Origin of the sequence: Streptomyces sp. NPDC057697 (assembly GCF_042799335.1) — a bacterium.
In the GTDB taxonomy this organism is placed as follows: Bacteria; Actinomycetota; Actinomycetes; order Streptomycetales; family Streptomycetaceae; genus Streptomyces.
The window spans coordinates 817,960-841,919 of sequence record NZ_JBHVJA010000001.1 but is presented as its reverse complement, the minus strand read 5'-3'; the positions used below and the strand labels follow the sequence as shown (position 1 = coordinate 841,919).

Annotated in this window: 18 protein-coding genes; 14 read left to right on the top strand and 4 right to left on the bottom strand. The window is 72.5% G+C overall.

The window, feature by feature from the left end; all coding sequences use genetic code 11:
* The first annotated feature begins 98 nt into the window (after positions 1-98).
* Positions 99-983 (top strand): YceI family protein, encoded by an 885-nt coding sequence (locus tag ACFVFH_RS03755; RefSeq protein WP_383762869.1) that lies wholly within the window; start codon positions 99-101, stop codon positions 981-983.
* Between the two features lie 131 nt (positions 984-1,114).
* On the opposite strand, the gene ACFVFH_RS03750 is transcribed toward ACFVFH_RS03755, so the two are convergent.
* Complete coding sequence (locus ACFVFH_RS03750) at positions 1,115-1,360, bottom strand: hypothetical protein (RefSeq protein WP_383762866.1); 246 nt, start codon at positions 1,358-1,360, stop codon at positions 1,115-1,117.
* 270 nt (positions 1,361-1,630) lie between these two features.
* Between ACFVFH_RS03750 and holA the strand changes: the two genes are divergently transcribed.
* Complete coding sequence (gene holA / locus ACFVFH_RS03745; RefSeq protein WP_383762863.1) at positions 1,631-2,617, top strand: DNA polymerase III subunit delta; 987 nt, start codon at positions 1,631-1,633, stop codon at positions 2,615-2,617.
* Positions 2,618-3,350: 733 nt separating this feature from the next.
* Here the strand turns inward: holA and rpsT are convergent.
* Positions 3,351-3,617, bottom strand: a complete 267-nt coding sequence (rpsT, locus tag ACFVFH_RS03740) for a 30S ribosomal protein S20 (RefSeq protein WP_072483588.1) — start codon at positions 3,615-3,617, stop codon at positions 3,351-3,353.
* Between the two features lie 215 nt (positions 3,618-3,832).
* Here rpsT and lepA point away from each other — a divergent pair, with 215 nt between their 5' ends.
* The 4 genes from lepA to hemW all read left to right on the top strand — a co-directional run bounded on the left by lepA (position 3,833) and on the right by hemW (position 11,509).
* A complete protein-coding gene (lepA, locus tag ACFVFH_RS03735; RefSeq protein WP_383762860.1) occupies positions 3,833-5,701 on the top strand; it encodes a translation elongation factor 4 in 1,869 nt (622 codons plus the stop codon).
* A gap of 435 nt (positions 5,702-6,136) precedes the next feature.
* The gene (locus tag ACFVFH_RS03730) at positions 6,137-8,026 is read left to right on the top strand and encodes an AMP-dependent synthetase/ligase (RefSeq protein ID WP_383762857.1); all 1,890 of its coding nucleotides are present in this window, start codon (positions 6,137-6,139) and stop codon (positions 8,024-8,026) included.
* A gap of 186 nt (positions 8,027-8,212) precedes the next feature.
* Positions 8,213-10,150 carry a SpoIIE family protein phosphatase gene (locus tag ACFVFH_RS03725; RefSeq protein ID WP_383763571.1) on the top strand — a complete coding sequence of 646 codons (1,938 nt, stop codon included), beginning with the start codon at positions 8,213-8,215 and terminating at the stop codon, positions 10,148-10,150.
* Between the two features lie 117 nt (positions 10,151-10,267).
* Complete coding sequence (gene hemW, locus ACFVFH_RS03720) at positions 10,268-11,509, top strand: radical SAM family heme chaperone HemW (RefSeq protein ID WP_383762854.1); 1,242 nt, start codon at positions 10,268-10,270, stop codon at positions 11,507-11,509.
* A 435-nt stretch (positions 11,510-11,944) separates the two neighbouring features.
* Here hemW and ACFVFH_RS03715 read toward each other — a convergent pair whose 3' ends face one another.
* A complete protein-coding gene (locus tag ACFVFH_RS03715) occupies positions 11,945-12,763 on the bottom strand; it encodes a DUF3097 domain-containing protein (RefSeq protein WP_383762851.1) in 819 nt (272 codons plus the stop codon).
* A gap of 32 nt (positions 12,764-12,795) precedes the next feature.
* The gene (locus ACFVFH_RS03710) at positions 12,796-13,518 is read right to left on the bottom strand and encodes an MBL fold metallo-hydrolase (RefSeq protein WP_383762848.1); all 723 of its coding nucleotides are present in this window, start codon (positions 13,516-13,518) and stop codon (positions 12,796-12,798) included.
* A gap of 199 nt (positions 13,519-13,717) precedes the next feature.
* Here ACFVFH_RS03710 and hrcA point away from each other — a divergent pair, with 199 nt between their 5' ends.
* From hrcA to ACFVFH_RS03670, 8 genes are all read left to right on the top strand, one after another.
* The gene (hrcA, locus tag ACFVFH_RS03705; protein WP_093542656.1) at positions 13,718-14,734 is read left to right on the top strand and encodes a heat-inducible transcriptional repressor HrcA; all 1,017 of its coding nucleotides are present in this window, start codon (positions 13,718-13,720) and stop codon (positions 14,732-14,734) included.
* Positions 14,735-15,871 (top strand): molecular chaperone DnaJ, encoded by a 1,137-nt coding sequence (dnaJ, locus tag ACFVFH_RS03700; protein WP_356481736.1) that lies wholly within the window; start codon positions 14,735-14,737, stop codon positions 15,869-15,871.
* A 124-nt stretch (positions 15,872-15,995) separates the two neighbouring features.
* Positions 15,996-17,072, top strand: a complete 1,077-nt coding sequence (locus tag ACFVFH_RS03695; protein ID WP_383762844.1) for a nitronate monooxygenase — start codon at positions 15,996-15,998, stop codon at positions 17,070-17,072.
* The gene (locus ACFVFH_RS03690) at positions 17,069-17,815 is read left to right on the top strand and encodes a 16S rRNA (uracil(1498)-N(3))-methyltransferase (protein ID WP_383762841.1); all 747 of its coding nucleotides are present in this window, start codon (positions 17,069-17,071) and stop codon (positions 17,813-17,815) included. The genes ACFVFH_RS03695 and ACFVFH_RS03690 overlap by 4 nt, the downstream gene beginning before the upstream one ends.
* A gap of 497 nt (positions 17,816-18,312) precedes the next feature.
* Entirely contained in the window at positions 18,313-18,795 is a 483-nt protein-coding gene (locus ACFVFH_RS03685) for a hypothetical protein (protein ID WP_383762838.1), read from the top strand.
* Positions 18,796-18,875: 80 nt separating this feature from the next.
* On the top strand, positions 18,876-22,154 hold the full coding sequence (locus tag ACFVFH_RS03680; protein ID WP_383762835.1) for a S41 family peptidase: 3,279 nt from the start codon (positions 18,876-18,878) through the stop codon (positions 22,152-22,154).
* Positions 22,155-22,667: 513 nt separating this feature from the next.
* The gene (locus ACFVFH_RS03675; RefSeq protein ID WP_383762832.1) at positions 22,668-23,027 is read left to right on the top strand and encodes a histidine triad nucleotide-binding protein; all 360 of its coding nucleotides are present in this window, start codon (positions 22,668-22,670) and stop codon (positions 23,025-23,027) included.
* Positions 23,028-23,045: 18 nt separating this feature from the next.
* Positions 23,046-23,954, top strand: coding sequence for a ribonuclease Z (locus tag ACFVFH_RS03670; RefSeq protein WP_383762829.1), 909 nt, complete (start codon positions 23,046-23,048; stop codon positions 23,952-23,954).
* The last annotated feature ends 6 nt before the right edge of the window (positions 23,955-23,960 follow it).

Genomic DNA, 23,960 nt, shown 5'->3' with positions numbered 1-23,960 from the left:
ATGGTGATCGAATGCATGCTCGTCGGTGGGCCGCTGCTCCGACAGAGACGTCCAGCCGCCGGGCCCCAAGGTGAATCGTTCCCGGGGGAAGGTGGAAGATGTTCGGTCGTTGGCTGAATGGCAGACGAGCGGCAGGAGCCGCGCAGGGCAACGCCCTTGCCGGGCTTGAGGTGCCGCGTACCGCCGGATTGCTCAGTTGCCGTGTGCTCGACCCCGTCAACGAGATCGTGCCGATGGCCGAGTTCGCGGTGACGGACGGCGCGGGCCGCAAGGTCTTCGGCGGTGAGACGGACCCGTTCGGGAATGTGCTCGCCACCGTTCCGGCAGGGGAGTACCGGCTGGCCGTCACGGCCGAGGGCTTCACCCCGTTCCACGGTTCGGCGACGGTGGCCGAGGGCGGTCACGCGAGCCTCGGCGACGTGACCCTTCAGCTTGCCGTACCCCCGCAGCTTCCGGCTCCCGGCGAGTGGGAGGTCGAGCCGATGCACTCGCAGATCGGCTTCACGGCCCGGCACATCGGCCTCGCGCGCATTCACGGCCGGTTCAACACCTTCGCGGGTGCCGTGCGGATCGCCGACCGCATGGAGGACTCGGCCATGCACGTGATCATCGATGCCGCGTCGATCGACACGAACGTCCAGATGCGGGACGACCACCTGCGCTCCAGCGACTTCCTCGACGTCGGGCGCTACCCGACGATGGAGTTCTACAGCGAGCGCTTCGTTCATCGGGGCGGCACCCGCTGGGGCGTGACCGGTGCGCTCACGCTGCACGGCGTCAGCCGTACGGTCACGCTGGACACCCAGTACCTCGGCCTGGGCAGCGGCCTGGAGGGCGAGACCCGGGCCGCCTGCCGGGCCACCACGGAGCTGCACCGCGAGGACTTCACCCTGACCTGGCAGACCATGCTGGCCCGAGGCATCGCGGCCGTGGGCTCCAGTATCTCCATCGACATGGACATCCAGATCGTCCCGAAGGGCTGAGCCGGCCGTCCACCGTCCCCTGCCCGCCGCCCATCCGTCCGATCCCCGCTCCGTCGGCCGACCCGACCCGCGAGGGGGCGGGCCGCGGGGCGGGGGAGCGGGTCAGGGAGCGAATCAGGGGCGCGCGGGCGTCAGGGCGCTTCGAGCCATCCCTCGTACTCCGCGGCGAAGGCGTCGAGCTCCGAGGCGTCCAGCCGCCCCGCCGGATCCTCCACGACCACCAGCCACTGCGCGTCCTCGGCATCGTCCTCGCCGGCCAGCGCATCGCGTACGAGCTGGGGCTCCTCGGCGACACCGAAGCGGTCGCCGAGTTCTCCCGCCACCTCCTCCGCTGCATCGCGGTCGGGCAGCACCAGCACATGTCTCACATCGCTCACCGGGTCATTCTCCCGTACCGGATACGCCGGGCGAGCGAGGGCGGGCAGTGCTCAGCGACCGTACATGCGCATGACGCTCCAGGGGGCCGGGCCACCGGTGACCGCACCGATGGCGGCAGCGTCTTCCCGGCCGCCGCAGGCTCTCGTCGACCATGCGCCGGAGGGGCCCGGGTCGGCTGCCTCCCGGCACCCTGCCCAGGAATTCCCCGTGATCAGGGAACCCATGGGTCAGGCCGGGGCTGTCAGTGGTGCATGGGATGCTGGACGGCGATGGCCACCAGAAGGAATTCCACCGACGACCCGCTCGCCCCCCTCACCCTCGCCGTGGGCCAGGAGGACCTGCTCCTCGACCGCGCCGTGCAGCAGGTGGTGGCGGCCGCCCGCGCTTCCGACCCCGACACGGACGTCCGCGACCTCACCCCCGACCAGCTCCAGCCCGGCACCCTCGCCGAGCTGACGAGCCCTTCGCTCTTCGCCGAGCGCAAGGTGGTGATCGTGCGCAACGCGCAGGATCTCTCCGCTGACACGGTCAAGGACGTCAAGGCGTATCTGGGCGATCCTGTCGAGGAGATCACCCTCGTGCTGCTGCACGCGGGCGGCGCCAAGGGCAAGGGCCTGCTGGACGCGGCGCGCAAGGCGGGGGCGCGGGAGGTCGCGTGTCCGAAGACGACCAAGCCGGCCGAGCGGCTGTCGTTCGTGCGGGCGGAGTTCCGGGTGCTGGGGCGTTCGGCGACGCCCGAGGCGTGCCAGGCCCTGGTCGACTCCATCGGCAGTGATCTGCGGGAGCTGGCGAGTGCGGTCTCGCAGCTCGTCGCGGATGTCGAGGGCACCATCGACGAGACGGTCGTCGCCCGTTACTACACGGGCCGCGCCGAGGCGTCGAGCTTCACGGTCGCCGACCGCGCGGTGGAGGGGCGCGCCGCGGAGGCGCTGGAGGCGCTGCGCTGGTCGCTGTCCACAGGGGTGGCGCCGGTGCTGATCACGAGCGCGCTGGCACAGGGCGTACGGGCGATCGGCAAGCTGTCCTCGGCCCGCGGGGGCCGGCCCGCGGACCTCGCCCGTGAACTGGGCATGCCGCCGTGGAAGATCGACCGGGTGCGGCAGCAGATGCGCGGCTGGACGCCGGACGGGGTGGCCCTGGCGCTGCGGGCGGTTGCGGCCGCGGACGCGGGAGTCAAGGGCGGCGGCGACGACCCCGAGTACGCTCTGGAGAAGGCCGTGGTCGCGGTGGCGCGCGCGGCGAGGTCGGGGCGGTGACCCGGTCGGGACGCCAACCCTGTCGGGACAGTGACCCCGGGGCTGAACCCGCCTCTGGGGCAGAACCTGCTGACGTCGGACCCCGATCGTAGGATCCGGACGGTCGGACCCGGACCGTCGGACCGGCGGACCTGAACCCGAACCCGGCACCCCGGGCCCGTCACCCGTCACCCGTCACCCGTCAGCCCCGGTTACGTCCGTACGGCCGGGGCTTCGTCCGGGCAGCTCCCGCAAGGCGGCAGCGCGTACGCCGAAGCCCGCGCGTGCCCCGCGCTTCCCGCGTGCCCCGAAGCCTCTGCGCGTGCGCCGAAGCCTCCGTGCGTACGCCCAGCCCCACGCACGAACCGGCCCGCACGAGCCGGGCCGGCACGAACCGGCCCGGCACGAACCGGCCCGGCACGAACCGGCCCGCACCCACCAGCCCGAGACTCCAGCCGGAGCGCCAGACCGGAGCAGCTCGCCCCCCCGGCCGGAGGAGCACCCCGCCCCCAGACCGGAGCAGCCCACCCCCGGCCGAGGCAGCCCGCCCCCAAGCCGAAGCAGCCCCCGGCGCCAGAACCGCATACGCCGAAGCCCCGGTCCTCGCCCTGGGGAGGGCGGGGCCGGGGCTTCGGTTCACGCTTGGTGCGCCGCACCCGCGTGGCGAACGCAGGTTCGGTGTGCGGCGCGGGGTGCCGGTCAGGAGCGGGAGAGAGGGCCCGCTGGGTCCGTCCCGGCGATCACATCAGAATGCTCAGCCCTGGAGGGAGGCAACCTTGGAGGCCAGCGCCGACTTCTTGTTGGCGGCGGCGTTCTTGTGGATGACACCCTTCGAGACGGCCTTGTCGAGCGCGCGGGAGGCGTCGCGAGCGGCCGAGGTGGCCTTCTCGACGTCACCGGCGGCGGCAGCCTCACGGGCCTTGCGGATAGCGGTCTTGAGCGAGGACTTGACGGCCTTGTTGCGCAGGCGCGCCTTCTCGTTCGTCTTGTTCCGCTTGATCTGGGACTTGATGTTCGCCACGAAAGAGCCTTTTCAGGTTCGTTGGATCTTCGATGTGCGCCCCACGGCCTGAGAGAGTCGCGAGGCACAGCTGTCAACGGTACCAGCCCCGCTCCGACCGGCCCAAACCGGTCTCCGCCCCGCAACCATGGGACGATGGAGGCTACGTATCGATCCGACCGAACCGACATCGACCCGAGACACGGCGTTCGGCGTCTCAAGAATCAGGACCCTGCGTGCCCGCGACTCCTACCAACGTGCCCGAGCCGAGCCGTACCGACCCGGCGCTGATCCGCAACTTCTGCATCATCGCGCACATCGACCACGGCAAGTCGACCCTTGCCGACCGGATGCTCCAGCTGACCGGCGTGGTCGACCAGCGGCAGATGCGCGCTCAGTACCTCGACCGGATGGACATCGAGCGCGAGCGCGGCATCACCATCAAGTCCCAGGCGGTGCGTCTGCCCTGGGCCCCCACCACGGGCGAGGGCCGCACCCATGTCCTCAACATGATCGACACCCCGGGCCACGTGGACTTCACCTATGAGGTCTCCCGCTCGCTCGCCGCCTGCGAGGGCACGATCCTCCTGGTCGACGCCGCGCAGGGCATCGAGGCCCAGACGCTCGCCAACCTCTACCTGGCGATGGAGAACGACCTCACCATCGTCCCGGTGCTCAACAAGATCGACCTGCCGGCCGCGCAGCCCGAGAAGTTCTCCGAGGAGCTGGCCAACCTCATCGGCTGCCAGCCGGAGGACGTCCTCAAGGTCTCCGCCAAGACCGGCATCGGCGTGGACGCGCTGCTCGACCGGGTGGTCAGGGACGTACCGGCCCCGATCGGCCAGGCGGACGCCCCCGCCCGCGCGATGATCTTCGACTCGGTCTACGACTCGTACCGCGGCGTGGTCACGTACGTCCGTGTGGTCGACGGCCAGCTCAACAAGCGCGAGCGCATCAGGATGATGTCCACCGGCGCCACCCACGAGCTGCTGGAGATCGGGGTCTCCTCCCCGGAGATGACCCCGGCCGACGGCCTCGGCGTGGGCGAGGTCGGCTACATCATCACCGGGGTGAAGGACGTCCGGCAGTCCAAGGTCGGTGACACCATCACCTCCCTGAACAAGGGTGCGACCGAGGCGCTGGGCGGCTACAAGGACCCCAAGCCGATGGTCTTCTCGGGGCTGTACCCGCTGGACGGATCGGACTACCCGGACCTGCGCGAGGCGCTGGACAAGCTCCAGCTCAACGACGCCGCCCTGGTGTACGAGCCGGAGACCTCCGCGGCCCTCGGCTTCGGCTTCCGCGTCGGCTTCCTCGGACTGCTCCACCTCGACGTGATCCGGGAGCGGCTGGAGCGCGAGTTCGGCCTCGAACTCATCGCCACCGCCCCCAACGTGGTCTACCGCGTCGACATGGAGGACGGCACCGAGCACACCGTCACCAACCCGAGCGAGTTCCCCGAGGGCAAGATCGACAAGGTGCACGAGCCCGTCGTCCGCGCCACGGTCCTGGCCCCCAGCGAGTTCATCGGCGCGATCATGGAGCTCTGCCAGAACCGGCGCGGCACCCTGCTCGGCATGGACTACCTCTCCGAGGACCGGGTCGAGATCCGCTACACCCTGCCGCTCGCCGAGATCGTCTTCGACTTCTTCGACCAGCTGAAGTCCAAGACGCGGGGTTACGCCTCGCTCGACTACGAGCCCACCGGCGAGCAGTCCGCCCAGCTCGTCAAGGTCGACATCCTGCTGCACGGCGACAAGGTCGACGCCTTCTCCGCGGTCACGCACAAGGACAAGGCGTACGCGTACGGCGTCCGGCTCGTCGCCAAGCTGCGCGAGCTGATCCCGCGGCAGAACTTCGAGGTGCCGATCCAGGCCGCCATCGGCTCCCGGGTCATCGCCCGTGAGACGGTCCGCGCCATCCGCAAGGACGTCCTCGCCAAGTGCTACGGCGGTGACATCTCCCGTAAGCGGAAGCTGCTGGAGAAGCAGAAGGAGGGCAAGAAGCGGATGAAGATGGTCGGCAACGTGGAGGTGCCGCAGGAGGCCTTCATCGCCGTGCTGTCCACCGACGAGTCGGGCGGGGACGGCAAGGGCAAGAAGTAGCCCGCCGCGGGCGTCGCCGGGACCCGGGTTCCGGCCCCGCCCCCCGCCGCCGCCCCGCGGCGGCCCGAACAGGCCCCTGTGCCGCAGCACCCTGCGGCGTGGGGGCCCGTTTGTTATCAAGCGACGGCCCGTTGCCTCTTACGCGGTGGACCCGGGCGCTCTACCCTGATCACGGCTTCGTAGTTACTCACCAGTTAAACAAGCGCCTCGAACCAGCACCTCGAACAAGCGCCTTGGAACAAGCGCCCGCGGAGCGAGCCGAGCTTTGTGGAGCGAGCCCCGCAGCACCGAGTACGCAGCACCGAGTACGCAGGACCAGGCACACAGGTCCAGGCACGCAGGACACACCCGCAGGATCGAGTACGCAGACACCCGCAGGAATCAGCAGCAACCAGCAGCCGGTCGTGAAGCACTGCCGCAGGCCCGGAGGACGTCGTGAGCGACACACTGACCTTGATCGAGAACCGACCGCCCTCCGTGGCGAACCTCTTCATCGACCGCGTGGCGGCCACTCCGGACGGGGAGGCGTACCGCTACCCCGTCCCCCCGGCCTCCGGCGAGGGACCCGATGAGTGGAAGTCGCTGAGCTGGGCGCAGGCCGCCGAGCGGGTCTACGCCATCGCGGCAGGGCTCATCGCGCTGGGGGTGCGCCCGGAGGAACGGATCGCGCTCGCCGCCGGCACGCGGGTGGAATGGATCCTGGCCGACCTCGGGGTGATGTGCGCGGGCGCCGCCACCACCACCATCTACCCCTCGACCAACGCGGAGGAGTCGGCCTTCATCCTCTCCGACTCCGACAGCCGGGTACTGATCGCCGAGGACGCCGCCCAGCTGGCCAAGGCCCGCGAGCACCGGGCCGAGCTGCCCGACCTCGCCCATGTCGTCGTCATCGATCCGGAGGACGCCGGACCCGCCGAGGGCGACCCCGACGGCTGGGTGCTCACCCTCGCCGACCTGGAGGCCCGGGGCGCCGAGCACCTGGCGGCGCACCCCGAGGCGATCAAGGAGCGGGTCGCCGCCATCACGGCCGACCAGCTGGCCACCCTGATCTACACCTCGGGCACCACCGGCCGCCCCAAGGGCGTACGCCTGCCGCACGACAACTGGTCGTACATGGCCAAGGCCACCGTCTCCACCGGGCTGATCACCAAGGACGACGTCCAGTACCTCTGGCTGCCGCTCGCGCACGTCTTCGGCAAGGTCCTCACCTCGGGCCAGATCGAGGTCGGCCACGTCACCGCCGTCGACGGCCGGGTCGACAAGATCATCGAGAACCTCCCGGTGGTCCAGCCGACGTACATGGCCGCCGTGCCCCGCATCTTCGAGAAGGTCTACAACGGCGTCGCCGCCAAGGCGAGGGCCGGAGGCGGGGCCAAGTACAAGATCTTCCAGTGGGCGGCCGGGGTCGCCCGCGAGTACGCGACGGTCTCGCAGGACAACTTCCGGCACACCGGCACGGCCTCCGTACCGTTCGCGCTCGGTGCCAAGCACAAGGTCGCCGACGCCCTCGTCTTCGCCAAGATCCGCGAGGCATTCGGGGGCCGGCTGCGCGCCTGTGTCTCCGGCTCCGCCGCCCTCGCCCCCGACATCGGCTACTTCTTCGCGGGCGCCGGGATCCACATCCTGGAGGGCTACGGACTCACCGAGTCCAGCGCCGCCTCGTTCGTGAACCCCGGCGAGGCCTACCGCACCGGCACCGTCGGAAAGCCGCTCCCCGGCACCGAGGTCCGGATCGCGGACGACGGCGAGATCCTGCTGCGCGGCCCCGGCCTCATGGAGGGGTACCACGGGCAGCCGGAGAAGACCGCCGAGGTGCTGGAGGCGGACGGCTGGTTCCACACCGGCGACATCGGCGAGCTGTCCGTGGACGGCTACCTCCGGATCACCGACCGCAAGAAGGACCTGATCAAGACGTCGGGCGGCAAGTACATCGCCCCGGCGGAGGTCGAGGGACAGTTCAAGGCGGTCTGTCCGTTCGTCTCCAACATCCTGGTGCACGGCGCCGACCGCAATTTCTGCACCGCGCTGATCGCGCTCGACGAGCCGACCATCCTGGGCTGGGCCGCCGAGAACGGACTGGGCGGGAAACCGTACGCCGACGTGGTGGCCTCCCCGCAGACCGTCGCGCTCATCGAGGGCTATGTGAAGCGCCTCAACGAGGGGTTGCAGCGCTGGCAGACCATCAAGAAGTTCCGGCTGCTGCCCCGTGACCTCGACATCGAGCACGGCGAGCTGACGCCCAGTCTCAAGCTGAAGCGGCCGGTCGTCGAGCGCGAGTACAAGGGACTCATCGACGACATGTACGCGGGAACCCGCGAGGCATAGGGCCTGCCCCCACGGCGTTCGGCCCGCTCTTTTTTCTCTGCTCACTTCGGCAACTCGCTGCTTATGGGCATGGTGCATCTGTCACTCTGTCGGTGTCGTCAGCGCCGCCCAACGAGAACAGACAGACAGCAACGAGAACAAACAGAGCGAGCACAGGTCAGGAGCTGCGCCGTGGGGCCCATTCCCTTGCAGCGGGACATCGTCCAGCGTCCCGGTATACCCACAGGCCGTGCGGATGCGTGGCCGGTCGCCCATACGTCCCTGCCCGGAAACCTCCTCGCACCCTCCGCCGCCCGCCGGTTCGTCCGGGCCGCGCTCGAAGAGTGGGCCGGGCTCGGGCTGCCCGCGGCGGTGGGCTTCAGCGAGCGGGTGGCGGAGGACGCGGAAGTCGTCGTCAGCGAGCTGGTCACCAACGCGGTCGTACACGCCGGGACCACGGTGGAAGTGCTCGCCCGGCTGGAGGAGGCCACCGAGGACGAGGCCGCGGCCCTGGTGCTGGAGGTCTCGGACCACCACCCGGCCCGCGCGGTGCGCAGCGACCGCCCGGAGGCCGGAAGCGTGGCCGAGGCGGCGGAGGGCACCAGCACCATCGGTCCCGACGACCCCGCCGACTACGGCCGCGGGCTCCAGCTCGTCGGCACCCTCGCCGAGCGCTGGGGCATCACCTACCGCACCGGCCTCAAGACCGTCTGGGCCCGGCTCCCCGTGGACAGCTGGAATCCGTTCCCGGAACCGGCGGCCGAGCCCGGCTTCCAGCAGGGGCTGCGCGCCGCCGAACTGCTCGCCCCCACCCCCCGGCGCGCGCTGCGCGACGACGCGGACTGGGCCGGCCGCGGCGCGCTCTCCTTCCTCGCCGAAGCCTCCGACCTGCTGGCCGGTCAGCTCGACGAGGACATCGTGGCGGCGCTCTCGGGGCAGTTACTAGTTCCCAGACTCGCCGACTGGTGCGCGATCTGGCTGGAACCCGAGAACGGCGGCCCCTCGGCCGTCCCGCGCCTCGCCAGCGTCTGGCACCGGGACGAGGCCGAGACCGGGCAGCTGCGCGCCCTGCTGGAGCAGGGCCCGATCCGGCTCCCCGAGAGGGTGGGCACCGGCCCCGTCTCCATGCCCTGGCCGGGCGGCGAGGAGGAGGAGCACGAGGAGCCCGAGAAGACCGACGAGCCCGTCGTCTCCGCCCTCGCCTACCGGATCACCTCCGGCGGCCGGAACCTCGGCGCCGTGCTCCTCGGCCGGGAGGGGCTCACCCGCGTCCCCGACGAGGTGACCGCGCTCATCGAGGACTTCGTACGCCGGGTCGGGCTCGCCGTCGGCGCCGCCCGCGAGTACACCCGGCAGGCCACCATCAGCCGCATCCTTCAGCGCGCACTGCTGCCCGGCAAGGTCGCCGACATACCCGGGGTCTCCAGCTCGCTGGTGTACGAACCCAGCGACGACGGCGTCGTCGGCGGTGACTTCTACGACATCTTCCCGTGCCCCGGCGACCGCTGGTGCTTCGTCCTCGGCGATGTGCAGGGCAGCGGCCCCGAGGCCGCCGTCGTCACCGGCCTCGCCCGGCCCTGGCTGCGGCTGCTGGCCCGTGAGGGCTTCGGCGTCGGGGAGGTCCTGGACCGGCTCAACCGGCTGCTCCTCGACGACGCGATGGAGGCCGCCGAGGCGGCCGCGCTCATGGTGGCCGCCGCCGGGGGCCAGCAGACGGCGGACACCGGGCAGTCGCGCTTCCTCTCCCTGCTGTACGGGGAACTCGTGCCGCTGCCCGGCGGCGGCGTCCACTGCACCCTGGCCAGCGCCGGCCACCCGCTGCCGCTGCTGCTGCGGCCCGACGGCGAGGTGCGCCCGGCCGCCGAGCCGCAGATACTGCTCGGGATCTTCGACGACGTCGCGTACGAGAGCCAGAGCTTCGACCTGGCGCCCGGCGACAGCCTGCTGTGCGTCACGGACGGGGTGACCGAGCGGCGCTCCGGGCCGCTGATGTTCGACGACGGCGACGGCCTGGCCCGAGCCCTGGCCGACTGCACCGGGCTGTCGGCGGACGGCATCGCGGACCGGATCAAGCGGGCCGTGCACGAGTTCGCCGAGCGGCCGCCCGACGACGATCTGGCGCTGCTGGTGCTCCAGGCGGGGTGAGGTTCGTCTCCCGGGCGGGGTGCGGCCCGTTCCCCGGGGCGGGGCGAGGCTCCTTCCCCGGGCGGGCAGCCGCCGTGGTCACGGGCGTGGCCGGGGGTTCCCCGGCGGCGCGCGACAATGGGCGGTATGCCTTCCGTACTGCCCGATGGTGAACCCGTGCCCGACGACGGGGCGCTGCCCCGCCATGCCCTGGAAGGCGCCGCGGACCGGCCGCTCGGCTTCTATCTGCACGTGCCGTACTGCGCGACCCGCTGCGGCTACTGCGACTTCAACACCTACACCGCCACCGAGCTGCGCGGCTCCGGCGGCGCGCTGGCCTCCCGGGACAACTACGCCGAGCATCTGATCGGCGAGGTCCGCCAGGCCCGCAAGGTGCTGGGCGACGATCCGCGCCCGGTCCGCACGGTCTTCGTCGGCGGCGGTACGCCCACGCTGCTCGCGGCCGCGGACCTCGTCCGGATGCTGGGGGCGATCCGCGAGGAGTTCGGGCTCGCGGACGACGCGGAGATCACCACCGAGGCCAATCCGGAGTCCGTCGGTCCGGCGTATCTCGCCGAGCTGCGGGCGGGCGGCTTCAACCGGATCTCGTTCGGGATGCAGAGTGCCCGGCAGCACGTGCTGAAGATCCTGGACCGTACGCATACGCCGGGGCGGCCCGAGGCGTGCGTGGCCGAGGCCCGGGAGGCGGGCTTCGAGCACGTCAACCTCGACCTGATCTACGGCACGCCGGGGGAGTCCGACGACGACTGGCGGGCCTCGCTGGACGCGGCGATCGGCGCGGGTCCGGATCACGTCTCGGCGTACGCGCTGATCGTCGAGGAGGGGACGCAGCTGGCACGGCGGATCCGGCGCGGCGAGGTCCCGATGACGGACGACGACGTCCACGCCGACCGCTATCTGATCGCCGACGAGGCGATGGCCGCGGCGGGCTTCTCGTGGTACGAGGTGTCGAACTGGGCCCGCACGCCCGAGGGACGGTGCCTGCACAACGAGCTGTACTGGCGCGGAGCCGACTGGTGGGGCGCCGGGCCGGGGGCGCACAGCCATGTCGGCGGGGTGCGCTGGTGGAACGTGAAGCATCCCGGGGCGTACGCGCAGGCGCTGGCGGAGGGGCGGTCGCCGGGGGCCGGGCGCGAGGTCCTCTCCGAGGAGGACCGGCGGGTCGAGCGGATCCTTCTGGAGCTCCGGCTCGCGGACGGCTGCCCGCTGTCGCTGCTGGCCCCGGCCGGGCTGGCCGCGTCCCGCCGCGCGCTGACGGACGGGCTGCTGGAGCACGGGCCGTACGAGCGGGGGCGGGCGGTGCTGACCCTGCGGGGGCGGTTGCTGGCGGATGCGATGGTGCGGGATCTGGTGGACTGAGGGTGGGGTGTGGGGCGCGGGTGCGGGCGCAGGTGCCGGTGCCGGTGCCGGGGCGGGTGCCGGTCCCGGGCGTGGTGGGGTGCGGTGCGCGGGGGGTGCGCCTGCGGCGGGCCTGTTCCCCTGTCCCGCCCCTTCCCGTAACCGGGGGCTCCGCCCCCGGACCCCCGCTCCTCAAACGCCGGAGGGGCTGACAGAAGCCCCGACCGGGCTGAGGGAAACCCCGGTGGGCTGGGGAATCCCCGACCGAGCTGGGGAAGCCCTGACCGGGCGGGGAAAGCCCCACGGCTGGGAGAAGCCCCGCAGGGCTGGACAGGCCCCGACCGGGCTGAGAGAAGCCCCGACCGGGCTGGGGAAACCCCGACGGGCTGAGAGAAGCCCCGACGAGCTGAGGGAACCCCCACGGGCTGAAAGAAGCCCCGCAGGGCTGGGCATCCCCTACTCCGGTGCCGTCACGAAGTCGATCAGGTGCTCCACCGAGCCCAGCAGGGCCGGTTCCAGATCGCGGTACGAGCGGACCGTGGACAGGATCCGCTGCCAGGCCGCGCCGGTGTTCTCCGGCCAGCCGAGCGCGCGGCACACGCCGGTCTTCCAGTCCTGGCCGCGCGGTACCACCGGCCAGGCCGCGATGCCCGCCGAGGACGGCTTCACCGCTTCCCACACGTCGATGTAGGGATGGCCGAGCACCAGGACGTTCGCGTCCGAGACCTGGGCGGCGATCCGGGACTCCTTGGAGCCGGGCACCAGATGGTCGACCAGGACGCCCAGCCGGGCGTCCGGGCCGGGGGAGAAGTCGCGCACGATGGCGGGGAGGTCGTCGATGCCCTCCAGGTACTCCACGACCACGCCCTCGATCCGCAGGTCGTCGCCCCAGACCCGTTCGACCAGCTCCGCGTCGTGCCTGCCCTCCACATAGATCCGGCCCGCCCGCGCGACCCGGGCCCGCGCCCCCGGGACCGCGACCGAACCCGAGGCCGTACGGGCCGGGCGCACGGGGCCGGCCGCCGAGGGGCGGACGAGGGTGACCACCCGGCCCTCCAGCAGGAAGCCACGCGGTTCCATCGGGAAGACCCGGTGCTTGCCGAAGCGGTCCTCCAGGGTCACCGTCGGCCCCTGGGCCGTCTTCTCGCAGCGGATCACCGCACCGCAGAATCCGGTGGAGACCTCCTCCACGACCAGATCGGGCTCGGCGGGGACCTCGGGAACGGGGGCGGACCTCTTCCACGGCGGGGTCAGGTCCGGCTGGTAGCTGCGCATCGGACGACGATAGGACGACCTGGCCCCGAGGGTCACGACACGCCGAAGCGTACGGCCAGTTGTTCACGCTGGGCGCGGACGAACGCGGCGTTCACCACCGCCCCGTGGCCCGGTACGTACACCCCGTCCTCGCCGCCCAGCTCCAGCAGCCGGTCCAGCGCGGCCGGCCAGCGGGACGGGAAGGCGTCCTCGCCCGCCTGCGGTTCGCCGGACTCCTCGACCAGGTCGCCGCAGAGCACGATCGCGGGGGAGCCGGGGACGACGGCCACCAGGTCGTGGCCGCTGTGCGCGGGGCCCACGTCGGCCAGCACCACCTCGCGCCCGCCGCCCAGATCGAGCGTCCACTCGCCGCACACCTGGTGGTGCGGCGACACCAGCGCGTCGACGGCCTCCGCCGCGTCGTGCTCGGTGACCCCGTGACGTACCGCCGAGCCGTGCAGCCCCGACGCCTCGCGCTCCAGCAGCTCCGCGAGGCCGACCGCCCCGTACACCTCGGTGCCGGAGAACGCGGCGGTGCCCAGGACGTGGTCGAAATGGGGGTGGCTGAGTGCGATATGCGTCACCCTCCGGCCGAACAGGGCCTGGGCCTGGGCCCGCACCTCGGCGCCCTCGCGGAGCGTCGATCCGGTGTCGAAGAGCAGTACCCCGTCCGTTCCGGCCACCAGCGCGACCGTCGCGTCCCACCCCGGAAGGCGCCGCCGGCCCACTCCATGACCGAGCCGCTCCCACCCGAACTCTTCCCAAGAGGCATCCATACCGGGACGCTATCGGCAAACGGCTCGCGAGGTCTCGCGGTAGCGTGGCCGGTCGCCCTTGCTAGGCCCCCACTCGACCGCCGTACACTGGCCGGGGGATTGCTGGCACTCGCGATGACAGAGTGCCAGGCGGATTCCTGGGCAGGGACACAGGAACGACCCGAGAACCACCGAGGAAACACAGCTGGAGGTGTGCGCGATGCTCAGCGAACGCAGACTCGAAGTCCTTCGCGCCATCGTCCAGGACTATGTCGGCACGGAGGAGCCCGTGGGCTCCAAGGCGCTCACCGAGCGGCACAAGCTGGGGGTCTCCCCGGCGACCGTGCGCAACGACATGGCGGTGCTGGAGGACGAGGGCTTCATCGCCCAGCCCCACACCAGCGCCGGACGCATCCCGACGGACAAGGGCTACCGGCTCTTCGTCGACAGGCTCGCGGGGGTCAAGCCCCTCTCCTCGCCGGAGCGCCGGGCCATTCACAACTTCCTCGACGGAGCGGTCGACCTCGACGACGTCGTGGGCCGCACCGTACGGCTGCTCGCGCAGCTGACCCGGCAGGTCGCCATCGTGCAGTACCCCTCGCTGACCCGGTCGACGGTGCGGCACGTGGAGCTGCTGTCGCTGGCGTCCGCCCGGCTGATGCTCGTGCTCATCACGGACACCGGCCGGGTCGAGCAGCGCATGATCGACTGCCCCGCCCCGTTCGGTGAGACTTCTCTCGCCGATCTGCGGGCCCGGCTCAACAGCCGGGTCGTCGGACGCCGCTTCGCGGACGTCCCGCAGCTGGTGCAGGACCTGCCGGAATCCTTCGAGAGCGAGGACCGGGGCACCGTGTCCACCGTGCTCTCCACCCTGCTCGAAACCCTCGTCGAGGAGACGGAGGAGCGGCTGATGATCGGCGGCACCTCCAACCTCACCCGCTTCGGACACGACTTCCCGGTGATGATCCGGCCGGTGCTGGAGGCACTGGAGGAACAGGTCGTGCTGCTGAAGCTGCTCGGCGAGGCCAAGGACTCGGGCATGACCGTACGTATCGGGCACGAGAACGCCCACGAGGGGCTCAACTCCACGTCCGTCGTCGCGGTCGGCTACGGTTCGGGCGACGAGGCAGTCGCCAAACTCGGCGTGGTCGGACCGACCCGCATGGACTACCCCGGAACGATGGGAGCGGTACGCGCAGTGGCACGTTACGTCGGACAGATCCTGGCGGAGTCGTAAGTGGCCACGGACTACTACGCCGTACTCGGCGTACGCCGCGACGCATCTCAGGACGAGATCAAGAAGGCATTCCGTCGGCTCGCCCGCGAGCTGCACCCGGATGTGAACCCCGATCCGAAGACCCAGGAGCGGTTCAAGGAGATCAACGCCGCCTACGAGGTGCTGTCGGACCCGCAGAAGAAGCAGGTCTACGACCTCGGCGGCGACCCGCTGTCCGCCTCCGGCGGCGGTGGCGCGGGCGGATTCGGACAGGGCGGCTTCGGCAACTTCTCCGACATCATGGACGCGTTCTTCGGTACGTCGTCGCAGCGCGGGCCCCGTTCGCGCACCCGGCGCGGCCAGGACGCGATGATCCGTTTGGAGATCGATCTCGCCGAGGCCGCGTTCGGCACCACCAAGGACATCCAGGTCGACACGGCCGTCGTCTGCACCACGTGCAGCGGCGAGGGCGCCGCCCCCGGCACCTCCGCCCAGACCTGTGACATGTGCCGCGGCCGCGGCGAGGTCTCCCAGGTCACCCGGTCCTTCCTCGGCCAGGTCATGACCTCGCGGCCCTGCCCGCAGTGCCAGGGCTTCGGCACGGTCGTGCCGACCCCGTGCCCGGAGTGCGCCGGTGACGGCCGCATCCGGTCGCGGCGCACGCTCACCGTGAAGATCCCCGCCGGTGTCGACAACGGCACCCGCATCCAGCTCGCGGGCGAGGGAGAGGTCGGCCCCGGCGGCGGCCCGGCCGGCGATCTGTACGTGGAGATCCACGAGCTCTCGCACGCGGTGTTCCAGCGCCGGGGCGACGATCTGCACTGCACGGTCACCATCCCCATGACGGCGGGCGCGCTCGGCACCAAGGTGCCGCTGGAGACGCTCGACGGCCTGGAGGAGGTCGACATCCGGCCGGGCACCCAGTCCGGCCAGTCGGTCCCGCTGCACGGACGCGGCATCACGCATCTGCGGGGCGGCGGGCGCGGCGATCTGATCGTGCACGTCGAGGTGATGACCCCGACGAAGCTGGACCCGGAGCAGGAACGGCTGCTGCGGGACCTGGCGAAGATGCGGGGCGAGGAGCGGCCCACCGGCCAGTTCCAGCCCGGCCAGCAGGGACTGTTCTCCCGGCTGAAGGACGCCTTCAACGGTCGCTGACCGGTCTGCCGCACCCCTTCCGGACGCCGGGTGGGCCCGCTCGACGGGCCCGCCCGGCGTTTGAGTACAAAGCGGACCCCGTCCCGCGCTCCCCGGTCCGCGCGGGACGTGACACGATGCGGTCATGTCATCCGCGTTGACCGATCTCTGCCGGTATCCGATCGTGCAGGCCCCGATGGCGGGGGGCGCGTCCGCCCCGCAGCTCGTCGCGGCCGTCTCCGAGGCGGGCGGGCTCGGTTTCCTCGCCGCCGGGTACAAGACGGCGGACGGCATGTACCACGAGATCAAGCAGCTGAGGGGGCTGACCGGTCAGCCCTTCGGCGTCAATCTCTTCATGCCGCAGCCGGCCCTCGCCGACCCGAGCGCCGTCGAGGTGTACCGGCACCAGCTCGCGGGCGAGGCCGCCTGGTACGAGACCCCGCTGGGCGACCCGGACGCCCATGGCGGCGACGACGGGTACGAGGCCAAGCTGGCCATCCTCCTGGAGGACCCGGTCCCGGCCGTCTCGTTCACCTTCGGCTGCCCGACCCGCGACACCCTCGACGCGTTCGCCGGGGTCGGCACGTACACCGTGGTGACGGTGACCACGCCCGAGGAGGCCCAGGCCGCGCAGTGGGCGGGCGCCGACGCGGTCTGCGTCCAGGGCGTCGAGGCGGGCGGCCACCAGTCCACCCACCGCGACGACCCGCAGGCCGACGGCGCCGGGATCGGGCTGCTCTCGCTGGTCGCCCAGGTCCGCGAGACCGTGCAGATCCCGATCGTCGCGACCGGCGGGCTGATGCGCGGGTCCCAGATCGCCGCGGTGCTCGCCGCGGGCGCCGAGGCGGCGCAGCTCGGTACGGCGTTCCTCGCCTGCCCCGAGTCCGGCGCGAGCCCGCTGCACAAGCAGGCCCTGACCAACCCGCTGTTCGTACGGACGGCCCTGACCCGGGCGTTCTCCGGCCGCCCGGCCCGCGGTCTGGTCAACCGGTTCGTGCGCGAGCACGGCCCGTACGCCCCCGCCGCCTATCCGCAGGTCCACTACCTGACCGCAGGGCTGCGCAAGGCGGCGGCGAAGGCCGGGGACGCGCAGGGCATGGCCCTGTGGGCGGGCCAGGGACACCGGATGGCACGCGAGCTGCCCGCGGGCCGGCTGGTCCGGCTGCTCGCCGAAGAACTGGACGCCGCACGGGCGGCAGTGAGCACAGGGAGTACGCAGTGACCGCACCGGTCTTCGTCGTCGAACAGGTCCCCGGCGGACCCGAGTTCGTCCTGGAGGGGCCCGAGGGCCGGCACGCCGTGTCGGTGAAGCGGCTGCGCGCCGGTGAGGAGCTCGTGCTCACCGACGGGCGCGGCCACTGGACGGAGGGCGCCGTCCTGGCCGCCGAGGGCAAGGACCGGCTCGTCGTCACCGGTCTGACCGGCATCCGGGAGGAGCCCCGCCCCGCTCCCCGGATCACCGTCGTCCAGGCCCTGCCCAAGGGCGACCGGGGCGAGGTCGCCGTGGAGACGATGACGGAGACCGGCGTCGACGCGATCGTGCCCTGGCAGGCGGCGCGCTGCATCACGCAGTGGAAGGGCGACCGCGGCCTCAAGTCCCTGGCGAAGTGGCGCAACACCGCCCGGGAGGCGGGCAAGCAGTCCCGCCGGGTCCGCTTCCCCGACGTGGCCGACGCGATGACGACCAAACAGGTCGCCGCGCTGCTGGCCACGGCGGACTTCGCCGCCGTCCTGCACGAGGACCGGGGACACGACAGCGAGCCGCTGGCCACCGTCCCGCTCCCCGACCGGGGCGAGATCGTGCTGGTCGTCGGGCCCGAGGGCGGTGTGTCGCCGGACGAGCTGGCGCTCTTCGCCGAGGCGGGCGCGCGGACCTGCCGACTCGGGGCGAGCGTGCTGCGCACCTCCACGGCGGGCACGGCGGCGACGGCGCTGCTGCTGGGGCGGACCGGCCGCTGGTCGTGAGCCCGGCCGGTGGTTGTGAGCCCGGCCGGTGGCGGCAGGGGCGGCTTCTGGTGGTGGGGCGGCTTCCGGTGGTGGGGCGGCTTCCGGTGGTGGGGTCGGGCCGGTTGCTGTGGGATCGGCCGGTGGGCGTGGGGTCGACCGGTGGGCGTGGGGTCGGCCGAAGAGCATGAGGTCGGCCGGAGGGCGTGGGGCGACCGGTTGCCGTGGGGTCGGTCGGTGGGCGTGGGGCCAGGGTTTCCCGTGAGGCGGCTTTCCTCGTGGCACCAAAGTCTCCCGCGAGCCCGATTCTCCCGTGAGGCCGACTTCTTCCCCCGGGAACGGCCGTGTTCGCAAGGCCGGTCGGCAACTGGCGGTCGGCCGGAGCTTCTTCGTGCGCCCCGGCGGCGCCCCCTGGTGCGACCGCACGCCGTCTACCGTCCGGTGGGTATCGGTGGGAAGCTGCCCGTATGTGGACATCAAGGGCATGGGGTCAGGGACGGGAACGGCGCTTTCTGGCCGTGTCCGCACTCGTCGTCGCGGCGGTGGCCGGGGCCACCGCGTGTGAGCCCACGAACGGGCTGAATTCCGCGTCCGTCGCGGTGACCACCGGCCGGGTCGGCACCGGCGCGCTGGAGCGCAACGGGGTCGATGTGCAGTGGCTGAGCTGTACCGCCGGAGCCGACGGGGGCCAGGCCCAGGGCGCGTCGCCCGTCGTGGCCGTGCGCCGGGTCGCGAACGTGGACTGCAACGGCAGGACCGGCAACGGCGAGGCCATCACCCTCACGGGCAAGGTGACCCAGGAGCTCGGCGGGCGGTGCGTGCGGGGGGACCTGACCGCCCGGACGGGCGGCAGGGACGTCTTCCGGGCGGATGTGCTCGGCAACTGCGACGCCGCCCCCTCGACCGCCGTGCTGAACCCGCTGCCGGCCGGTGGCGGCGCCGGCGTCCGACCGGCCGTCACGGTCACGGTCACGGTGACGGAGGCGCCCATGGGCAAGTGAGTCCGACCGGCGCACGGCCGCCCGTCGTACTCCGGCCAACCCGGTTACGCGGAACAGGACCGCGGCCTAGGGTGACCGATGTGACACAGCCTGCCTACCTCCGATACCCCCATGTCCAGGGCGATTCGATCGCCTTCACCGCCGAGGACGACGTCTGGCTGGCCCCGCTGGACGGTGGCCGCGCCTGGCGCGTCAGCGCCGACAACCGGCCCGTCGGCCACCCGCGGATATCGCCCGACGGCACCCTGGTCGCCTGGACGTCCACCCGGGACGGGGAACCCGAGGTACACATCGCCCCGGCCGACGGCGGACCCTCCGAGCGGCTCACCTACTGGGGCGACGCCCAGACCGCCGTCCACGGCTGGACGCCCGGGGGCGACGTGCTGGTCGTCAGCGCCCAGGGACAGGCATCGCACCGCCGCACCTGGGCCAGGGCCCTCCCGGTCGACGGCGGACCGGCACGCACCCTGCCGTACGGGCCGGTCGGCTCGGCCGCGTACGGGCCCGGCGGCCGGGTCCTGCTGCTCTCGGTCACCATGGGGCGCGAGGCCGCCACCTGGAAGCGCTACCGGGGCGGTACGGCGGGCAAGCTGTGGATCGAGCAGGAGCCTTCGGCCGAGGGCCCGGCCGACGGCCCGTCGGAGTTCGTCCGGCTCCACGCCGGGCTCGACGGGAACATCGAGTGCCCGATGTGGGTGGGCGAGCGCATCGCCTTCCTCTCCGACCACGAGGGCGTCGGCGCGGTCTACTCCTCGCTCCCGGACGGCTCCGACCTGCGCCGCCACACCGGCGTCGAGGGCTTCTACGCCCGCCACGCGACCTCCGACGGCACCCGGGTCGCCTACGCCTCGGCCGGTGAACTCTGGCTGCTGGACGACCTCGAAGGCGACGGGCCGCGCCGCCTCGACATCCGGCTCGGCGGCCAGCGCGCCGACCTCCAGCCGCACCCCGTGCACGCCGCCGGCCATCTCGACGCCGCCTCCCCGGACCGCACCGGCCGGGGCAGCGCCGTCGGGACGCGCGGTGCCGTCCACTGGGTCACCCACCGCGAGGGCCCGGCCCGCGCACTCGCCGTCGAACCCGGCGTACGGGCCAGGCTGCCCCGCGCCTTCCAGGCCGACGGCGACCAGCACGTCGTCTGGGTCACCGACGCCGAGGGCGACGACGCCCTGGAGTGCGCCCCCGCCACCGGCACCGCCCCCGGCGCCGTACCGCGCCGCCTCGCCGTCGGCCGCGTCGGCAGGGTTCTCGAACTGGCCCCGGCCCCCGACGGCAGCCGGTTCGCCGTCGCCGCGCACGACGGGCGGATCCTGATCGTCGAGCGGGAGAGCGGAGAGGTCCACGAGGTGGACCGCAGCGAGCACGGCGAAGCCTCCGGCCTCGCCTTCTCGCCCGACTCCTCCTGGCTCGCCTGGTCCCACCCCGGCCCCGGTCCGCTCAGCAGGCTCAAGCTCGCGCACCTCGCCGACCTCTCGGTCGCCGAGGCCACCCCGCTGCGCTTCCGGGACTTCGCACCCGCGTTCACCGGCGACGGCAAACACCTGGCGTTCCTCTCCGAGCGGTCCTTCGACCCGGTCTACGACGCCCATGTCTTCGACCTGGCGTTCCTCGGCACCTGCCGCCCGTATCTGCTGACGCTCGCCGCCACCACGCCCTCCCCGTTCGGGCCGCAGCGCCACGGCCGCCCGTCCGAGAGGGAGAAGGGCGGCGAGGGCGATCAGGACAACCCGACCGCGCTGCCCGTCACCCGCATCGACCTCGACGGGCTCGCGGACCGGATCGTGCCGCTGCCCGTCGAGGCAGGCAGCTACTCCACGCTGCGCGCCGCGAAGGACGGGCTGCTGTGGCTGAACCACCCGGTGACCGGGGTGCTCGGCACGAGCGCCGCCACCCCCGACTCCGGGCGTCCCGAGACGGTGCTGGAGCGGTACGACCTGGAGAAGCTGCGCTGCGAGGAACTCGCCTCCGGAGTCCAGGACTTCGCGGTCAGCGGGGACGGCAAGCGGGTCGTCCTGCACACCCGGGGCAAGCTGCGCGTCGTGCCGTCCGACAGCCATGTCGCGGCCGATGACGACGACGGCGGCAGCGACGGCGGCGTCACCGTCGACCTCTCCCGGATCCGGCGGACCCTCGAACCCGCCGCCGAATGGCGCCAGATGTACGACGAGGCCGGGCGCATCATGCGGGACAACTTCTGGCGCCCCGACATGGGCGGCCTCGACTGGGACGGCGTCCTGGAGCGGTACCGCCCGGTGCTGGAGCGGGTCGCCACCCACGACGACCTGATGGACCTGCTCTGGGAGGTGCAGGGGGAACTCGGCACCTCGCACGCCTATGTGATCCCGTCCGGGGGATGGCGCGACGACTCGGCCCGCCAGGGGCTGCTCGGCGCGGACATCTCCCGTACCGACGAGGGCGCCTGGCGCGTCGACCGGATCCTGCCGTCGGAGACCTCCGACCCGGAGGCCCGCTCGCCGCTGACCGCGCCCGGGGTGGCGGTGCGCCCCGGTGATGTGATCCTCGCCGTCGACGGCTGCCCGGTCGACCCGGTGGCCGGGCCCGGACCGCTGCTCACCGGCTCCGCCGACAAGCCGGTCGAGCTGACCGTCTCGCCGGTGGACGGCGGCGATCCCCGCCATGTCGTCGTCGTACCGGTCGCCGACGAGGAGGCGCTGCGCTACCACGCGTGGGTCGCCGACCGGCGGGCCCATGTGCACGAGCGGTCCGGCGGACGCCTCGGCTATCTCCACATCCCCGACATGGTCGGCTCGGGCTGGGCGCAGCTCCACCGCGATCTGCGCGTCGAGGTGGCCCGTGAGGGGCTGGTCGTGGACGTCCGGGAGAACCGCGGCGGCCACATCTCGCAGCTGATCGTGGAGAAGCTCGCCCGCCGCGTCGTCGGCTGGGACGTGCCGCGCGGCATGCGGCCGTTCAGCTACCCGCAGGACGCGCCGCGCGGCCCGGTGGTCGCGGTGGCCAACGAGTTCTCCGGCTCGGACGGCGACATCGTGAACGCCGCGATCAAGGCGCTGAGCATCGGGCCGGTCGTCGGCACCCGGACCTGGGGCGGCGTGGTCGGCATCGACAGCAAGTACCGGCTGGTGGACGGGACGCTGGTCACCCAGCCCAAGTACGCGTTCTGGTTCGAGGGTTACGGCTGGGACGTGGAGAACCGCGGGGTCGATCCCGACGTCGAGGTCGTGATGGCGCCGCAGGACCATGTGGCGGGGCGGGATCCGCAGCTGGACGAGGCGATCCGGATCGCGCTGGCGTCGCTGGCGGAGACGCCGGCGGTACGGGCGCCGGAGTTGCCGGAGTTGCCGGAGCCGCCGGGGCGGCGGGAGCGGCCGGAGGCGTAGGGGCCGGGGCGTCCGTGTGCGCGGGGCGGGACGGGGTGGGGTGCGCCTGCGGCGGGCCCGTTCCCCCGCCCCGCCCCTTCCCGTGACCGGGGGCGCTGCCCCCGGACCCCCGCTCCTCGAACGCCGGAGGGGCTGGAAATGCCCGCCGGAAGGGGAGGGCGGCATGCGCACCAGGCACCGGGAAGCGCGCCGGAGCCACCGGAGCGAGCGGTCGAGGGGGCGCAACTTGAACGCCTGAGGGGCCGCGCCTTGAGCGCCGGAGCCGCCGCAACGGGCCGGGACACGAGCCGTGTGAGCCTGCCGCGATCCGGGCGCCCCGCGCCGCCGCGCCCCGAGCGCCAAAGCCGCCGCGGCGGGCCGCGACGCGAGCCGTCTGAGCCCACCGCGCCCCAGGCGCCCGGAGCCGCCGCGGTCCGAGCGCCCGAAGGGGCGGAGTACCGGCCCGATAGCATGCCGTACGGCGGGCACCGCCACGGTCGCCGTCGCCGTCACCTTCTACCGAGGAGCCGCCCCATGGCAGGAGAACCGCAGCCCGACTGCCTGTTCTGCAAGATCGTCTCGGGTGAGATCCCGGCCACCATCGTCCGCGAGACCGAAACCACGGTCGCCTTCCGGGACATCAACCCGCAGGCCCCCACCCACGTACTCGTCATCCCCCGCGTCCACCACCCGGACGCGGCCGCGCTCGCCGCCGCCGAGCCGGGGATCGCCGCCGACGTCCTGCGCGAGGCGGGACAGGTCGCCGCCGACGAGAAGATCGTGGACAGCGGCTACCGGGTCGTCTTCAACACCGGCTCCGGCGCGGGCCAGACCGTGTTCCACGCGCACGCCCACGTACTGGGCGGCCGCGGCCTCCAGTGGCCCCCCGGCTAGAACGGCTGACCGCAGACCGTGTCCGTACGCGAACTCGTGGTCCTCGGCACCGCCAGCCAGGTCCCGACCAGGCACCGCAACCACAACGGCTATCTGCTGCGCTGGGACGGCGAGGGCATCCTCTTCGATCCCGGTGAGGGCACCCAGCGCCAGATGCTGCGTGCCGGGGTCGCCGCGCACGACATCGACCGGATCTGCGTCACGCACTTCCACGGCGACCACTCGCTGGGCCTGGCCGGGGTGATCCAGCGGATCAACCTCGACCAGGTCCCGCACCCGGTCACCGCGCACTACCCGGCGAGCGGGCAGCACTTCTTCGAACGGCTGCGGTACGCCACCGCCTACCGCGAGTCCGTCGAGCTGACCGAGGCCCCGGTCGCCGCCGACGGGGTGCTCGCCACCACCGGCACGTACACGCTCAGCGCCCACCGGCTCTCGCACCCCGTCGAGTCGTACGGCTACCGGCTCGTCGAGCCCGACGGGCGCCGGATGCTGCCCGCGAAACTCGCCGAGCACGGCATCAAGGGGCCGGACGTCGGCCGGATCCAGCGGGACGGCTCCCTCGGCGGCGTCACGCTCGACGACGTCTCCGAGCGCAGGCGCGGCCAGCGGTTCGCGTTCATCATGGACACGAGGCTCTGCGACGGCGTGCGGGTGCTCGCCGAGGGCTGCGACCTGCTGGTCATCGAGTCGACCTTCCTCGACGAGGACGAACGGCTGGCCACCGACCACGGCCATCTGACCGCCGGACAGGCGGCCCGGGTGGCCCGGGACGCGGGCGTACGGCACCTCGTGCTGACGCACTTCTCGCAGCGGTACGACGACCCGGCAGCCTTCGGGGCCGAGGCCCGCGCGGCGGGGTTCGAGGGCGAACTGACCGTCGCCGAGGACCTCGGCCGCATTCCCGTGCCCAAGCGGCACCCCTGACACGAC

What these genes read in the sequence shown, in the direction of transcription:
- hemW (WP_383762854.1), top strand. Translation starts at nt 10,268, where the DNA reads ATGGGCGGTATGCCTTCCGTACTGCCCGATGGTGAACCCGTGCCCGAC.
- hrcA (WP_093542656.1), top strand. Translation starts at nt 13,718, where the DNA reads ATGCTCAGCGAACGCAGACTCGAAGTCCTTCGCGCCATCGTCCAGGAC.
- holA (WP_383762863.1), top strand. Translation starts at nt 1,631, where the DNA reads ATGGCCACCAGAAGGAATTCCACCGACGACCCGCTCGCCCCCCTCACC.
- ACFVFH_RS03710 (WP_383762848.1), bottom strand. Translation starts at nt 13,518, where the DNA reads ATGGATGCCTCTTGGGAAGAGTTCGGGTGGGAGCGGCTCGGTCATGGA.
- ACFVFH_RS03675 (WP_383762832.1), top strand. Translation starts at nt 22,668, where the DNA reads ATGGCAGGAGAACCGCAGCCCGACTGCCTGTTCTGCAAGATCGTCTCG.
- ACFVFH_RS03715 (WP_383762851.1), bottom strand. Translation starts at nt 12,763, where the DNA reads ATGCGCAGCTACCAGCCGGACCTGACCCCGCCGTGGAAGAGGTCCGCC.
- ACFVFH_RS03755 (WP_383762869.1), top strand. Translation starts at nt 99, where the DNA reads ATGTTCGGTCGTTGGCTGAATGGCAGACGAGCGGCAGGAGCCGCGCAG.
- ACFVFH_RS03695 (WP_383762844.1), top strand. Translation starts at nt 15,996, where the DNA reads ATGTCATCCGCGTTGACCGATCTCTGCCGGTATCCGATCGTGCAGGCC.